Below are 14,550 nucleotides of genomic sequence, written 5' to 3'. Positions count from 1 at the left end.
ATTCTCAATTGAAAATCATGCGATGAAATGGAACTTCAGGCCTCGGGGGCTCAGACCGCAGCTGATGCTGGCTTTTTTCATGTTGGGCCTGGTGCCCTTCCTGGTCGTCACCCTGTTTTTCCTCTATAGCCACGGCAAGGATCTCACCACCCAGACCTCCAACCATCTGGTCTCGGTGCGTAACATCAAGAAAAACCAGCTGCAAGACTACTTCGGCAACCTCAAGGAGCAGATCATCAACTTCTCCCAGCAGGACTTTGCCGGCAACAGTATCGGTCGCTTCTACGGTTTCACCGGTGCCTTCGAGAAACTCGGCACCACGCCGCAGGAGGCCCGTGCCCGCGCCCAGGCCCGCTATGTGCCGGGCTCCTGGGACAAGCTGCAACAACCTGATAGTCAGGTGGAGATAGAGCCCTCCATCAGTGCCCTCATCCTGGCGGACGAGATGTATGGCCGCGTCCACCAGCGCTTCCATCGCGGCTACGCCGACATGGTGCGCAAATCCAACTACAGCGACATCTTCCTGGTCGACCTCAACGGTGACGTGGTCTACTCGGTCACCAAGCAGGCCAACTTCGCCACCAACCTGCTCTCGGGCCCCTACCAGTCCAGCGGTCTTGGCAACACCTTCGCCAAGATCAAGCGCCGCCTCGATGGCGGCCAGAAGCCCCAGCAGATCTTCGAGTTCACCGATTTTGGCCGCAACGAGCTGACCGGCCAGGTGGTCGCCTACCTCGCCGCCCCCGTGATGCAGTACGACTATGTGCGCGGCGTGGTCATCTTCGAGCTGCTGCCGGACAAGCTCAACCAGATCATGGCGGAGCGGGAGGGGCTCGGCGCAACCGGCGAGACCATTCTCATCGGCCCGGACAAGCGGATGCGCGCCAACGCCTGGCTCGCCCCCGAATTCAGCGTGGAGAACAGCTTCAGCCCCGACTTCCGACCGCTGCAGACCCCCCTCATCATCAAGGCCCTCTCCGGGGAGCAGGGGGTCGGCCCCTTCCTCTCCTACCACGATGACGAGGTGCTGGCCGCCTATACCCAGGTGAAGGTGTTCGATACCGAGTGGGCCTTCATCGCCGAGATCTCCACCAGCGAGGCCTATGCCCCCATCCGCCAGCTCGAGACCCTGGTGATCCTGCTGGGAGCTGGCTCACTGCTGCTGCTGATCCTCTTCTCCCGCTGGCTCTCCCACTCCATCACGGCGCCCCTGCGATCCCTCACCGCCGCCGCCGAACAGGTGGCGGACGGCGCCCTGGATCACCCCATCACCATCCCCCGCACCGACGATGACATCGACCGGCTGGCACAGGCATTTCGCCACATGCAGCGCTCGGTGAAGGACAAGATCGAGCTCATCGAACGCCAGACCCAGGAGCTGCAACAGCAGGTCAAGCTGACCCACAAGCAGAACCTCAGCCTGCAACAGGCGGACAAGCTCAAAGACGAGCTCCTGGCCAACACCTCCCACGAGCTGCGCACCCCCATCCACGGCATCAAGGGGATGGCCGAGTCCATGCTCGCCAGCCAGCAGGACCTGACCGAAGGGCAGCAGAAACAACTCGGCCTCATCATCAAGAGCGCCGACGGTCTGGCGCGCCTCGTGGACGACTTGCTCGACTACCACCAGATGCGCTACGGCCAGCTGGAGATCCACCCCCAGCCGGTCTCCTCCAAGGGGGTCATCCGGCTGGTGCTGGATCTCTGTCAGCACCTCGTGCAGGCCAAGCCCCTCACCCTGGTAGACAAGAGCCCCGCCGAACTGCCCCCTGTGCTGGCGGACGAGCAGCGCCTCGAACAGGTGCTCTACAACCTGGTGGGCAACGCCATCAAGTACACCCCCCAGGGCAAGGTGGTGCTGAGCGCCCTGGTGGAGGGCAACTTCCTGCGCATCAAGGTGACCGACACCGGCATCGGCATCGCCAGGGACCATCTGGAGCACATCTTCGAGCCCCTGGTGCAGATGAGCCCGGAAGTGAGCAAGCAGGGAGCGGGGCTCGGTCTCTCCATCACCCGCCAGCTGGTGCACCTGATGGGGGGGGAGCTGTTCGTGGAGAGCGAGCCGAGCGTCGGCTCCACCTTCGCCTTCACCCTGCCGCTGGCCAGCGGCAAGGCGGGCAGTCTGACCCTCGACAGCCGCCAGATAGAGCACCAGCTGGTGCGCCAGCAGCCCGTCATCCTGCCGGACTGGGAGAGCGAGGATCTGCCGCCCCCGCCGCAAGATGCCCCCGTCATCCTGGTGGTGGATGACGAGCCCATCAATTTGCACATACTGCGCCACCTGCTGCAGCCCTGCGGTTATCGCATCCTGCCCAGCAGCGACGGCCACGACGCCCTGACCAAGCTGGCTCAGGAGCCGGTGGATCTCATCCTGCTTGATGTGATGATGCCCACCCTCTCGGGCTTCGACGTCTGCCGCCGTCTGCGCCAGCAGCACCCCAAGGAGAAGCTGCCGGTGCTGCTGCTCACCGCCCTCAACCAGCCCAAGGAGATTGAAGAGGGTTTCAACGCCGGGGCCAACGACTATCTGGTGAAACCCTTCTGCAAGGAGGAGCTGTTCGCCCGGGTGAGGGCCCTGCTGGAGGCCAGCGCCGGGCGCGCCTCCCTGGTGGAGAACCGCTTGCTCAAACAGGAGATAGAGCACCGTCTGCTGCTCCAGGAGCAACTGCACCAGGATCAGGAGCGGCTCCTCGCCCTGCTTGGCGAGGGGGCCGACCCCATGGTCTTCCTCGATGAGCAAGGAGGGGTGCTGTTTGCCTCCCGGGCCCTGGCGCGCCTGCTGGGTCAGGAGCCGGAAGCCATGGAGGGGCAGATGCTGGACGAGTGGCTGGCCGCCCCGCTGGCAAGCCAGTGGCCCGACATGACCGCGCAGCCGGAGCGGGAGCTGGACTTCCTGGTGGCGGGCCAGCGAGACACCCTCAACGCCCGCGCCCTGCCCATCAATCTGGGGGGGCAGCACGCCTATGCGCTGACCCTTGGCACAGAACCGCGCCAGGACGACAATCGCATGGCTGCACTGGAGAACGCCCTCAAGAGCCTCTCTCGCCAGGCCATCATCGAGGATGGCCAGTTGCTGGGGGAACTGAGCCGGCTGGGAGGGGAGTTCAGGTCGCTGGCGGACGATCTCATTCGCCAGCAGGATGACGAACCTCTGCGCCGCGCCCTGGTGGACACCATGCGTCTCACCCTGGAGACCTGGCAGCAGAGCACCGGCAAGGGCAAGATAGTGCTGGCGGAGAAGAGCAAGCTGTGGCGGGTCTACATGGACCGCTCCAGTCCCCAGACCCGCACCCTCGACAAGTACCTGAACCTCGACACCCTGCCCAAGGCACCGCGCTGGAAGACGGTGGTGGCCAGCGCCGAATACGTGCTCAAGCACTGCCCCCTGAACGAGGTGCAGCACCAGAGTCTGCACCAGAGCACCCAGCGCCTTCGCCAGCTCGCCAGCCGCAAGGCATGAGTCTCCAACCCGCAGCCACGTTGCTCTGATGATGGCTGCGGGATAGAAAACCAAGCACCAATGGCCAGCTCTGGACACATCGACTCGCACGCTTTCTGCACCTCTCAGGGGGATCGCGATGGCTGAGATCGCGGGGGCGGCCAGATGACCCTGCAGGTGCGGGCCCATTCCCCATCACCATGTTGGTGATGAGCCCGGGAGACCTGTCTGAGCCGGCAAGTGGCTAATCAGGTGAATGGACATTCGAGAGAATGGGGTGAGACTACGCGACACCGTGACCACAGGCCCCAAATCGGGAAAGACATTGGGAGATGGCTGAGGCGGGGCTAGAAATGACAAACCCGCGACGGACGCGGGCTTGAGGGGAATAAATGGCGGAGAGACAGGGATTCGAACCCTGGGTGGCATTGCTGCCACAATTGATTTCGAGTCAATCCCGTTCGGCCACTCCGGCATCTCTCCACGGGCACTCATATTGACCCAACCCTAGCCGGGAAATCAATGTAAATCTCGTTGCAGATCAGACGACTGGCGATAAAACCGCCATCTGGCGATCCCGCCCCTCCCAACGCCAGTGACTTTCACCCGGCAGCGCCTCCTCGCTCACTGTCTCCACCCTGTACCCGGTTCCGGGCGGGTGAATACGGCGAGCCTGATGGGCCAGTGACACCCTGTGACGCGCTCGCCACCGCCCTCCAGGCAGTCATGGTGCCGGACTGGTAATCCCCGCGGGATTCGTTGACAATCTCTGCTCATTTTTTGGAAGGGAACCCGTCCCTCGCCCCAGCCGATAGGAACAACCATGCTCAACACTCGTATCGTCTCACTGCTGCTGGCTGCCGCCAGCCTCTGGGCCGCACCTGTCTGGTCCAACACCTATCCCCTGCCGCCAGCGGACAGCCGTCTCATCGGCGCCCTGGAAGATTACATCGTACAGCCTGGCGATCATCTGGAACTGGTTGGCAAGCATACCCGGACAGGCTTTTTGGCACTGCTCGAAGCCAATCCCGGCGTAGACCCCTATCTGCCCACCCCGGGCACCCGGCTCACTCTGCCGACCCAGATGCTGCTGCCCGATGTGCCGCGAGAAGGCATCGTCATCAACCTGCCTGAACTTCGCCTCTACTACTTCCCCAAGGGCAAGCAGGAGGTGATGGTGCTGCCCATCGGGATCGGTGACATCGGCCGCGAGACGCCGGAGATGACCACCACCGTCATTGCGAAAAATCCCAACCCGACCTGGGTGCCCGGCCCCATGGTCCGCAAGTCCTGGCTGGAGCAGAAGGGGATCGATCTGCCCGCCGTGGTCCCCCCCGGCCCCGACAATCCCCTCGGCAAGTTCGCCATGCGTCTTGGCTATGGCAACAAGGACTACCTCATCCACGGCACCAACAAGGATTTCGGGGTCGGTCTGCGAGTCAGCGCGGGTTGTATCCGGCTGCGCCCGGATGACATCGAAACCCTGTTTGGTCTTGTTCCCGTCGGCACCCCGGTCCGGGTCATCAACCAGCCGGTCAAGATGGCGGTGGAACCCGACGGTCGTCGCTGGCTGGAGGTACACTCCCCCCTCTCCCGCACCGAAGCGGAGATGGCACAAGGGGCGCCGCTGGTGCTCTCCCCCGAAGCCGAGCAGTTCATCGCTGCCCCCGACATCGACAGTGCCCGGGTGACCGCCCTGCTCGAGCGCAAGAGCGGGCTGCCCAAACCCGTGAGCGGCTGAAGGCCTGACCACCATGAACAGAACGGGTCATGTGGTTTGCCTGTTGCTTCTGCTGCCTGGCTCCGCGGCGATGGCGGACATCCTCTGGATGCACAACGGCGATCGAGTGAGCGGGACCATAGAGGAGATCACGGACGAGCAGATCCGCATCAAGCCCGCCTACAGTCAGGCCATGACGGTCCCGCGCCACGCCATCAAACGCTGGCGTCTGGACAAGCAGGAGAAACCCAAGCCGCTCACCAAGACGGGGATCCCCCTGCTGGACTCTCCTGACGAGGCCAATGCCTGGCTGCTGACAGGGAACGGGGATCTCAACATCAAGCTCAAGGAGAACACCAAGAAGACCAACAATGTCAATCTCAAGGTCTCCACCGAGTTTGCCAATCTGGACTGGCGTTACAGCCTGGATGGCGAGTACATCTACGAAACGGCGAACAACATCACCGACAGCCACGAATACAAGCTCAAACCCAAGCTCGACTTCTTCTTCGACGATCACTGGTTCCTGCGATCTTCCGTCGACATCGATTACAACATGATCGATGCCGGTTATCTGGAGATTGACTATGCTTCCGGCCCCGGCTACCGCTTCTGGAATGACAGGCAACGCCGGCTGGAGCTCATTACACAGCTCGGTCTGGAGCGGGCCTATTTCAGGCCGGAGGTGTGGAGCAATTCCGACCTGTTTGACGACAGGATCATCAATTACCCCTTCGTCAGCCTGGGGTGGGACTACCGGCAGCCCTGGACCCTCTGGGAAGAAAAATTCGAGCTGTTTGGCAAGGGCAGTTATGAAAAATTCGTCGATCAACCCTCCCCCTACCTGACCAGAAAGCAGTCCGTCAGCGGCAGCCTGGGCCTCAGGTACTATTTCAACGATCACCTGCGCCTCTCCTGGTCAAGCGAACTGGATTGGGACGATGCCTGGCTCGACTACCACGGCCTGCACAGGGATGTGAGCGAGAAGGAGTGGCGTCACCTCATCACCCTGGGAGCGAGTTTCTGACCCGCCAGAAACGACACAGGCCCACCGAAGTGGGCCTGTGTTCATGGACGCAAGACGAGCGCGTCAGAAATAGATCCGGGTGACCGACTCGATGACGCAGCCAGGGCGACGGATCCCCTCGATCTCTATCTTGATCTCCTTGAGGAGCTCGATGCCTCCCTTGATGGGCGTGACACGCGACAGCTTGGTACGTGCACGGATATTGCTGTCCACCTTGATAGGGTAAGGGAAGCGGACCTGTTCCAGGCCGAAATTCACCACCATGCGGGCGGTCGGGAACTCCGGCGTGCTCTCGTCCACCGAACCGGTCAACTGGGGCAGCAGGGCCAGAGTCAGGAAGCCATGGGCAATGGTGGTCTTGAAAGGAGACTCGGCTGCCGCACGCTCGGGATCGGTGTGGATCCACTGATGATCGCCGGTCACGGTCGCGAACTGGTTGATCAACGCCTGGGTGACCTGCAGCCACTCGCCCACATGGGTCTCTTCACCGATGCGGGTCTGCAACTCGGCATAGAGTGCCGCCGCTTCACCTTCGAGCTCCACCACGGGATCCTGCGCCAGGGCAGGCTGGCCATTCGCGACCTGGGTGACTCTGGCAGCCTCTTGCTGGCGGGCATCCTGGGACTCCCCCTGCAGATCCAGCACTCTTCCCAGCAAGGGGTGAAGGTGTGCCTTTTGCTGAAACTCACGCCAGTAGTCGCGGATCGCCGGAGAGAGCCAATCCTTGAGCTCAAAGGGGTGTTGCGCCAGAATTTCGCGCTTGTGCTTCAGAAAATCGACAACTTTCATTTACCGATCCCTATTCGATTCAAAGCCTGTAAAGAGGTCTAACCAGTCCTATTTTATGAAAGTTTCATCAGCAAGTACAAAAAAATCTCGGCGTACACCTGTACCAGGCGCGAGAGTGGTCACTAACATGTGAGCAAACACGGGCAGGAAAACGATTGAATGGAAGGCTGCAAACGAATCAACATCTGATCCGAAAAAGAGACGGGGCCCGTGTCGCCACTGAGCCCCGTCCTCGATCATCTCCCCTGGGCTGTCCACCAGGACTTGCGCTGCCCATCGTCCAGGAAACTCCAGGCGAGGACCCGGCTCACCTTGTTGCCTTGCGCCATGTCGATCACCCTGACATCCTGCGCCCCCACCCGAGCCAACGCCTTTCGTGCGGTAGGCAGGTTTTCCTTTTTCGACACCAGCGAGCTGAACCAGAGGCATTGGCTGGCAAACTCCTTGCTCTGCTCTATCATGGCCGCCAGAAACGCCGCCTCGCCCCCCTCGCACCAGAGCTCGGCCTTCTGACCGCCGAAATTGAGCACGGGCGCCCCGGCCACTGCCTGGCCCTTGCCCAGGTTGCGCAGCTTGCGCTCCGTCCCCTTGCTCGCTTCCGCCAGAGAAGCATGAAACGGCGGGTTGCACAGAGTCAGGGCAAAGTGCTCCTTCGGCCCCAGGATCCCGCGAAAGACATGCTTGGGGTTACCCTGATGACGGCATGTGATCTGGTTGCCCAATCCATTGCTGGTGGCTAGCAGGGTCGCCGCCTTCACCGACACAGGATCGATGTCTGAGCCCACGAAGCGCCAGCCATACTCCCGGGCGCCCAGCAAGGGATAGATGCAGTTGGCCCCGACACCGACATCCAGCACTCGAACCTGCTTGCCCGTCGGTACGCATCCCGCGCTCTCGGCCAGCAGATCCGCGGCTCGATGCAGGTAGTCTACCCGGCCCGGAATAGGCGGGCAGAGATAGCCGGGGGGCAGATCCCAATGCGCAATGCCATAATGCAGTGCCAGCAATGCCCGGTTGAGCGTCTTGACGGCGGCCGGATCGGCAAAGTCCAGGGTTCGGGTGCCGTGCTCGTTGGTGAACACGAAAGGCGTCAACGCCGGGGTACGCTGGCAGAGCGCGTCGAAGTCGTAGGGTGCCTGATGGCGATTGCGCGGGTGCAATCCGGTTTTCTGCTGGGGTGTCATGCTGGACCTGCCGAGGATCAAGGGGGCCACACTATAGAGAGTCGACCAGGGAAAGTCTAAACGAGGGTCATAAAAAAACCGGGCCCTGAGGGCCCGGTTCAAGTGAGGTTGGAAAAACAGTCCGTACTGCGAGCCGTTTGTCCAGCCTGACTCAGATGTCTATCCGGCGTGCCTGCCAGAATTTGCTGCGCCAGTAACTGCTGTCGAGCTTGGAGCGTGTCACCCCGGCACGGGTGGAGGCATGGATGAATTCGCCATTGCCGACATAGATGCCCACGTGATTGAGGCGGCGGTTGATCTTGAAGAAGACCAGGTCTCCTTCGACCAGATCCTGTTTGGAAACCCGGGTACCTTCATGGACCTGGGAGCGGGTATCACGGGGTAATTCGATGCCGACGGCATTGCGGAACACTTCACGGGCGAAGGCGGAGCAATCGATGCCTCGCTGGCTGCTGCCTCCCATCCGGTAAGGAACGCCGCGCCACTCTTTGTATACGGTCAGGATTTCGTTGACGTCAGGGGTTGGTGAAACTTCGGGTTCAATCACGGGTTCCATCATGGAAACCTCGATCTTGCTCGCGACCTCGGGTTGGGGTGCCGATGCACAACCCACCATTCCGAGCGCGACCAGCAGTAGCATCAGGTGGCGCAATCCTTTATCCCCGCAAAAAGAGTGAAACTTGTTAAAATGCAGCCCGAAAGGGCAATTTATAAGGCAACAGCACCCGACTATATCCAAGAATTCTATCGAGGCAAGCGAAAATCCCAATCGACCTCACATTTTTGCAAGGAAATGCTCTGTTTAGCGCAATTTATGTGATCATGCCCAAACAATATACAATCTTGAAAGCATCGGTTTTGAGCGCATCAAACGGACTGTTATCACTATTTCACCCCCATTTTTAAGTGAAATATTATGCTATCTGCGGATCTCTATTTGTTAAATACGGCAAGCGTTGATGCAGACCTGGTGATCAGGCTGGCATCCGAACTCGCCCCGGATGAACGCCGTCACTGGCACGAGATCCACCAGGCGGGTCGCCAGCATGAGTACCTGCTCGGCCGGGTGCTGCTGCGCCGCCTGCTGGCCGAGCGACTCCATTGCCGGGCCGATGCCCTGACTTTTGGTATCGGTGCGCATGGCAAACCGACACTGCTCAGTCATCGCTGGCAGTTCAACCTCAGCCACAGCGGAGAGTGGCTGGTGATCGCCCTCTGTGAGGAGGGCCCCCTTGGGGTGGACATCGAGATGGGATTGCGTCACCGCCCCATACTGCCGCTGGCCAAACGCTTCTATGCGCCAAGCGAATACCAATGGTTGAACGCCCTGCCCCGAGAGGAGCAACATTCGGCCTTCTATCGGCTATGGTCTCGCAAGGAAGCTGTGCTCAAGGCGCATGGCGATGGTATTTCCGCCGGACTCGACAAAATCTGCTTCCTTCCGGAGCAGGCATGGCAGCTCAAAAATCATCTCGACAATCGCCACTATGAAATCCGCGACTGGCCCGCGGGCAGCGGATGGCTCAGCCTGGCTGCCCCGACTCGCCGGGTCGATGCCCATCTGCTGGATGCGCGCTTGAATTCCATCCCGCTGGACCCCATGTTGATCCACACCATTTTTCGAGAGTCAGCCTCATGATCGTCGACATCACTCCCCAGAACTTCCACGCAGAATTGCTCGATGCGTCCATGAAAAAGCCGGTCGTCATCTATTTCCACGCCCCCCAGATGCCGGAGTGCCAGGCCATGACCCCGCAAGTGGAAGCGCTGGTCGGCCCGGCCAATGCGGCGGTGACCCTGGCCAAAGTCGACATGAACGACCCCCAGTTGCAGCCTCTGGCCAGCCAGCTTGCCCTGCGCGCACTGCCCGCGCTGGTGCTGTTCCATCAGGGGCGCCCGGATGAACAGGCCATTCTGGAAGGGCCGCAGGATGAAGCCACATTGCGCCAGTATTTCGCCGCCTTTGCCCCCAAAGAGGAGGAGTTGCTGCTCGATCAGGCAAAGCAGGCGCTGGAGAACGGGCAAGCCGATGTGGCGCACACCCATCTTGGCCAGGCCCATCGCCTCGCCCCCGAGCGTCACGACATCACGCTCTGGCTGATACAGGCGGCGCTGGATCTCAATCTCCTTGACGAGGCGCAGAGCCTGCTCTCGACCATCCCCATGGTGGCACAGGATGATCATTACCAGACCCTGAGCTCCCGCCTCTCGCTGGCGCTGCAGGCCAGCGACAGTCCTGAGCTGCGCGCCCTGGAGCTGCGCCACGCTGAACAGCCTGATGACCATGCCCTCGCCCAGGAGCTGGCGGTGCTCTACAGCCAGGTTGGTAGACAAGAGGAGGCATTGGCCCTGTTGTTCACCATCCTCAAACGTGATCTCGCCTTTGGCGATGCCAAGAAGATCTATCTCGATGTGCTGGCAACCATGGGTGCGCACCCTGCAGCGCAGAGTTATCGTCGCAAGCTCTACAGCCTGCTCTATTGAGCGACAGGAAAATCAGATGAGGGGATGCCGATTCGTCGGCATTGCCTTGTCAGGCGGATATTTAGCGGGAAAAAAAGCGGGTATTTGACGAATTTCAGGCAAAAAAAATGGCGCATTGAAATGCGCCATTTTTTCGCATGGATTACTTCTTGTAGGAAGTAGCCATGTTGTCGATGCGCTGGTTAGCACGCATAGCTTCTTGCTTGGCTTCTGCAACATCAGCAGCGATCTTGGACTGATCAGCACGAACAGCGCTAACATCTTGAGCCAGTTGGTCAACTTTGTTAGACAGATTCTGAACGGAAGTTTCCAGTTCGCTGGTGTTTGCACAACCGCCCAGCAGAGCGGACAGACCAACAACACCTACCAACAACATTTTTTTCATTTTTAAAAGCTCCCTTTAACTCGCCAGACGTTTAGCAAGCGGCGTGATTATGGCACAAAAAAATCATAGTTTGGATAGGCCTCATCACAGATAAATGCGTTAAAACCCTCATTTTTTTTTAGTTGCACACTTTCCGTACAAACTTTAAGCAAAAATGAGTGTCCCTGGATGAGGTTCGCACAAAGCGTAACCAAAATTTGGGCTTATTACAATTTCGTATGAGGCTCAGGCTGAACGTTCTGACAGCAATTGACGATATTGCACCAGATCTTCGATGGTCAGGACCGGCATCCGGTGCTGGCGACCGAAGGCCACCAGGTCCGGCAGCCTGGCCATGGAGCCATCTTCCTTGGTCAACTCGCACAATACTCCGTAAGGTTTGAGCCCGGCGAGCTGCATCAGATCGACGGTCGCTTCGGTGTGACCACGGCGGGTCAGCACCCCACCCGTGCGGGCGCGCAGCGGGAAGACATGGCCGGGTCGATGCAGATCGGAGGGCCGGGCGCCGTCGGCGATGGCCGCGCGGATGGTGGTGATGCGATCGGCGGCGGACACCCCGGTAGTCACCCCCTGCGCCGCTTCGATGGTCACGGTGAAGGCAGTCTGATAGTGGCTGGAGTTGGCCTCCACCATCATCGGCAGCTCGAGCTGGCGAACCCGCTCGTCGGTCAGACAGAGGCAGACGATGCCGGAGCACTCGCGGATCATCATGGCCATCTGCTCGTTGGTCATGGTTTCTGCGGCAAAGATGAGATCGCCTTCGTTCTCGCGATCTTCATCATCGGCCACCAGCACACCCTGACCGGCACGCAGGGCGGCCAGCGCGGCTTCGACGCGAGCAATGGGATCACCGAATTCACTGAGTAGAGACTGATTCATGGTAAGACTCCTAAAAAAGACAAGGACCAGAATCAGGGCATGGAAAGGCAGACAGAAGTAGCCATGCGGCGGCCAACCCGGCAGGGTCTGGCCAGCAATATCTGTCTTATCCTCTTTCATCCGGACTATGACCGTCGGCTCCGGCATCTCACCGGATCTGCTGACCCCGTCCCGGATGAATGCCGGGTCGGGCGCTCGCGGGCTCCCCGAGTCACATCGGGATACCGCCGGTGGGGAATTTCGCCCCGCCCTGAGAATAAGCGCAGACAGCCTAAAGAAAAAAGACGCAGGATGCCAGCCAAAAACCCATCAAAGACAAACCGGGAGCTGGCTGCACTGCAATTTTCGCGCGAGCACCACCCGATACACGGCGCGCTGTCCTTTCTGATTTCGTTTGTGGCATAGTGCCAGCAAAAACGCGCGCGCCCGCGCAGACCGGGTGCCAACATCACAAACGGAATCATGACAGAGATGGAAAAGAAAATACTGCTGACCGATTGCCCCGACGCCAAGGGTCTCATCGCCAAGATCACCAACATCTGCTACAAGCACCAACTCAACATCAACAAGAACGACGAGTTCGTGGATCACGAAAACGGCCGCTTCTTCATGCGCACCGAGCTGGAAGGGCGCTTCAACGACGAGACCCTGCTGGCCGACCTCGATGATGCCCTGCCTGCCGGCGCCCAGCGTCGTCTCGTCAAGGCGGGCAAGAAGCGCATCGTCATCCTGGTGACCAAGGAGACTCACTGCCTCGGCGACATCCTGATGAAAAACTATGCCGGCGCCCTGGACATGGACATCGTCGCGGTCATCGGCAACTACGACACCCTCGCCGAGCTGACCGGCAAGTTCGACATCCCCTTCCACTGCGTGAGCCACGAGGATCTGAGCCGCACCGAGCATGAGGAGCAAGTGCGCACGCTCATCGATGGCTACCAGCCGGATTACGTCATCCTGGCCAAATACATGCGTGTGCTGACCCCAAGCTTCGTCGAAGCCTATCCGCGCAAGATCATCAATATCCACCACTCCTTCCTGCCTGCCTTCATCGGCGCCCGCCCCTATCGTCAGGCCTTCGACCGCGGGGTCAAGCTGATTGGTGCTACCGCCCACTTCGTCACCGACGATCTGGATGAAGGCCCCATCGTCGAGCAGGACGTGATCCACGTCGATCACACCTTCAGTGCCGATGACATGGCCAAGGCCGGACGCGACGTGGAGAAATCCGTGCTGAGCCGGGCGCTGGAACTGGTGCTGAACGAGCGGGTCTTCGTCTACGGCAACAAGACCGTCGTGTTCAAATAAGCGGCTGCGCGCCCCCAGAAAAAAGGCTCCCGAGGGAGCCTTTTTCATTGCGCGGCACTCACGGGTGCAGCGGCAGACCATTGACGGTCACGGCCCCTTTGTCGAGCTTGAGCTCGGCCTGAAGCTGTGACTCCTGCGCCTTCAGATATCCCATGGCAATGAATTGCTCCAGCATGGGGGCCAACTGGGGAACGGCCTGGCCCAGCTTCTCCCCAAGGTGGGCATGAAGCAGACCGGAGAGTGCCTGCATCCCCTCCTCGCTGCCCATCAACTGTGCCAGGGTGGTGGACGCCAGCTTGGCCTCCCCTTGCAGGCTGACAGGCTCACCGTTCAATCGCGCACTCAGATCCGCCAGTTCCAGCGTGGCCCCTCTCTGGAGCATCTTGTCCAGCGCTTCCTGGATGGCCGCTTCATCCACCCGTTTGCTGCTGGCCTCTTGCAGCGTCTGATACCCCTCGAGATCCAGCCCCTTGAGGGAGAGATCCAGATTTCCCTGGGTCAGCGCGAGCCGGTCTTCCTCGCTCTCCATGTTGAGGGTCGCCACCTTCATCTGATAGCGAGTGGAGAGCGTCTGAAGATCGTCCCCCGCCAGCTCGGTGGCCGTGGTCAGCCCCTCCAGCGTGATCTTGACGTTCCCCGGCTGGGTCAGGGAGAAGGCCGTGAGGGTCGCATCGCTGCGGGGAGAGAGCCAGAGGCCGCTGATCTCGGCCATGTCGGCACTGCCCTTGAGATCCGCCAAGGCCAGATCTGTCTTGCTCTGGGCATCGTGGACCGTCATCCCCAACCAGTGGGCGGTGAGATGGCCATTGCCGTCGAGATCCCCGCGATAGTCGCCGTTCAAGGGCAGGAAGGTGAACTCGTTGAGCCCCTCCTTGACCTTGAAGTCACTCACCCAGAAGCGGGAGCTGTTGCTCATGGTCCAGAGGCTGCTCGCCGATTCTGCCCCCAGTTGCCACTGCTGCATCCCCAGAGAGGTCAGGATGGGCGCCAGCGTGCCCTGTGCGGTATCAAGCTGGAGGTGACTCTTGATATAGAGCGGCAACAGGCGGCTGTTGAACGCGAACTGCATCTCGATGGGTTCGCTTCCCGCCAGCTGGGGATCAAAACTCGCCAGCGTCTGGGGCGGCACTACCACCTTGAGCACGCCGTCGCGGGTGAACAGATTCTCCGTCTCCGGGCTCCAGGTGACTTCGATTCCGCTCTCCTGCTGCGCCCTGGCGATCTGCTCGGCCAGGATCCGGTCGAACGTATTGCCCGTGTACCAGCAGGCGCCAAGCCCTCCCACCACCAACACGGCTCCGACGGCCAAGGCCACTTTTTTCTTCATCAGTTCTG

At 60.5% G+C, this 14,550-nt stretch carries 12 protein-coding genes, 1 tRNA gene and 1 riboswitch; of the genes, 6 read left to right on the top strand and 7 right to left on the bottom strand.

The window, feature by feature from the left end:
* Positions 1-22: 22 nt before the first annotated feature.
* The gene (locus I6L48_RS09905; RefSeq protein WP_103244469.1) at positions 23-3,460 is read left to right on the top strand and encodes an ATP-binding protein; all 3,438 of its coding nucleotides are present in this window, start codon (positions 23-25) and stop codon (positions 3,458-3,460) included.
* A gap of 372 nt (positions 3,461-3,832) precedes the next feature.
* Here I6L48_RS09905 and I6L48_RS09900 read toward each other — a convergent pair.
* Positions 3,833-3,922: transfer RNA gene (locus I6L48_RS09900), tRNA-Ser, on the bottom strand.
* A 340-nt stretch (positions 3,923-4,262) separates the two neighbouring features.
* Here I6L48_RS09900 and I6L48_RS09895 point away from each other — a divergent pair.
* Positions 4,263-5,180 carry a L,D-transpeptidase family protein gene (locus tag I6L48_RS09895; protein ID WP_042878776.1) on the top strand — a complete coding sequence of 306 codons (918 nt, stop codon included), beginning with the start codon at positions 4,263-4,265 and terminating at the stop codon, positions 5,178-5,180.
* A 70-nt stretch (positions 5,181-5,250) separates the two neighbouring features.
* Entirely contained in the window at positions 5,251-6,186 is a 936-nt protein-coding gene (locus tag I6L48_RS09890) for a DUF481 domain-containing protein (RefSeq protein ID WP_254203246.1), read from the top strand.
* A 63-nt stretch (positions 6,187-6,249) separates the two neighbouring features.
* Here I6L48_RS09890 and I6L48_RS09885 read toward each other — a convergent pair whose 3' ends face one another.
* From I6L48_RS09885 to I6L48_RS09875, 3 genes are all read right to left on the bottom strand, one after another.
* The gene (locus I6L48_RS09885) at positions 6,250-6,975 is read right to left on the bottom strand and encodes a MaoC family dehydratase (protein ID WP_010673529.1); all 726 of its coding nucleotides are present in this window, start codon (positions 6,973-6,975) and stop codon (positions 6,250-6,252) included.
* A 236-nt stretch (positions 6,976-7,211) separates the two neighbouring features.
* Positions 7,212-8,159, bottom strand: a complete 948-nt coding sequence (gene rlmF / locus I6L48_RS09880; protein WP_113069870.1) for a 23S rRNA (adenine(1618)-N(6))-methyltransferase RlmF — start codon at positions 8,157-8,159, stop codon at positions 7,212-7,214.
* 151 nt (positions 8,160-8,310) lie between these two features.
* Positions 8,311-8,799: a C40 family peptidase gene (locus I6L48_RS09875; protein WP_039039319.1), complete on the bottom strand. Its 489-nt coding sequence runs from the start codon at positions 8,797-8,799 to the stop codon at positions 8,311-8,313.
* Between the two features lie 276 nt (positions 8,800-9,075).
* Between I6L48_RS09875 and I6L48_RS09870 the strand changes: the two genes are divergently transcribed.
* Together I6L48_RS09870 and I6L48_RS09865 are read left to right on the top strand one after the other, a co-directional pair.
* Positions 9,076-9,798: a 4'-phosphopantetheinyl transferase superfamily protein gene (locus I6L48_RS09870; protein WP_041214741.1), complete on the top strand. Its 723-nt coding sequence runs from the start codon at positions 9,076-9,078 to the stop codon at positions 9,796-9,798.
* Positions 9,795-10,643 carry a tetratricopeptide repeat protein gene (locus tag I6L48_RS09865; RefSeq protein WP_041214740.1) on the top strand — a complete coding sequence of 283 codons (849 nt, stop codon included), beginning with the start codon at positions 9,795-9,797 and terminating at the stop codon, positions 10,641-10,643. Before I6L48_RS09870 ends, I6L48_RS09865 begins: the two co-directional genes overlap by 4 nt.
* A 142-nt stretch (positions 10,644-10,785) precedes the next feature.
* Here the strand turns inward: I6L48_RS09865 and I6L48_RS09860 are convergent, their stop codons facing one another.
* Together I6L48_RS09860 and ribB are read right to left on the bottom strand one after the other, a co-directional pair.
* Positions 10,786-11,028 carry an Lpp/OprI family alanine-zipper lipoprotein gene (locus I6L48_RS09860; protein WP_010634682.1) on the bottom strand — a complete coding sequence of 81 codons (243 nt, stop codon included), beginning with the start codon at positions 11,026-11,028 and terminating at the stop codon, positions 10,786-10,788.
* Positions 11,029-11,253: 225 nt separating this feature from the next.
* Positions 11,254-11,907, bottom strand: a complete 654-nt coding sequence (gene ribB, locus I6L48_RS09855; RefSeq protein ID WP_010673523.1) for a 3,4-dihydroxy-2-butanone-4-phosphate synthase — start codon at positions 11,905-11,907, stop codon at positions 11,254-11,256.
* A 104-nt stretch (positions 11,908-12,011) separates the two neighbouring features.
* A riboswitch (FMN riboswitch) is annotated at positions 12,012-12,169 on the bottom strand.
* Positions 12,170-12,378: 209 nt separating this feature from the next.
* On the opposite strand from ribB, the gene purU reads away from it, so the two are divergent.
* A complete protein-coding gene (gene purU, locus I6L48_RS09850) occupies positions 12,379-13,215 on the top strand; it encodes a formyltetrahydrofolate deformylase (protein WP_029313992.1) in 837 nt (278 codons plus the stop codon).
* A gap of 58 nt (positions 13,216-13,273) precedes the next feature.
* Here the strand turns inward: purU and I6L48_RS09845 are convergent, their stop codons facing one another.
* A complete protein-coding gene (locus tag I6L48_RS09845) occupies positions 13,274-14,542 on the bottom strand; it encodes a DUF945 family protein (RefSeq protein WP_113069869.1) in 1,269 nt (422 codons plus the stop codon).
* Positions 14,543-14,550: the final 8 nt, after the last annotated feature.

Source organism: Aeromonas sp. FDAARGOS 1418, from assembly GCF_019048585.1.
GTDB classification, from domain to species: Bacteria; Pseudomonadota; Gammaproteobacteria; order Enterobacterales; family Aeromonadaceae; genus Aeromonas; species Aeromonas caviae.
Note: the sequence above shows the minus strand (reverse complement) of the source record. Positions and strands in the feature narration are given on the sequence as shown.

Coding starts and splice junctions, on each gene's coding strand:
- I6L48_RS09905 (WP_103244469.1), top strand. CDS start 23: ATGAAATGGAACTTCAGGCCTCGGGGGCTCAGACCGCAGCTGATGCTG.
- I6L48_RS09895 (WP_042878776.1), top strand. CDS start 4,263: ATGCTCAACACTCGTATCGTCTCACTGCTGCTGGCTGCCGCCAGCCTC.
- I6L48_RS09890 (WP_254203246.1), top strand. CDS start 5,251: ATGGCGGACATCCTCTGGATGCACAACGGCGATCGAGTGAGCGGGACC.
- I6L48_RS09885 (WP_010673529.1), bottom strand. CDS start 6,975: ATGAAAGTTGTCGATTTTCTGAAGCACAAGCGCGAAATTCTGGCGCAA.
- rlmF (WP_113069870.1), bottom strand. CDS start 8,159: ATGACACCCCAGCAGAAAACCGGATTGCACCCGCGCAATCGCCATCAG.
- I6L48_RS09875 (WP_039039319.1), bottom strand. CDS start 8,799: ATGCTACTGCTGGTCGCGCTCGGAATGGTGGGTTGTGCATCGGCACCC.
- I6L48_RS09870 (WP_041214741.1), top strand. CDS start 9,076: ATGCTATCTGCGGATCTCTATTTGTTAAATACGGCAAGCGTTGATGCA.
- I6L48_RS09865 (WP_041214740.1), top strand. CDS start 9,795: ATGATCGTCGACATCACTCCCCAGAACTTCCACGCAGAATTGCTCGAT.
- I6L48_RS09860 (WP_010634682.1), bottom strand. CDS start 11,028: ATGAAAAAAATGTTGTTGGTAGGTGTTGTTGGTCTGTCCGCTCTGCTG.
- ribB (WP_010673523.1), bottom strand. CDS start 11,907: ATGAATCAGTCTCTACTCAGTGAATTCGGTGATCCCATTGCTCGCGTC.
- purU (WP_029313992.1), top strand. CDS start 12,379: ATGGAAAAGAAAATACTGCTGACCGATTGCCCCGACGCCAAGGGTCTC.
- I6L48_RS09845 (WP_113069869.1), bottom strand. CDS start 14,542: ATGAAGAAAAAAGTGGCCTTGGCCGTCGGAGCCGTGTTGGTGGTGGGA.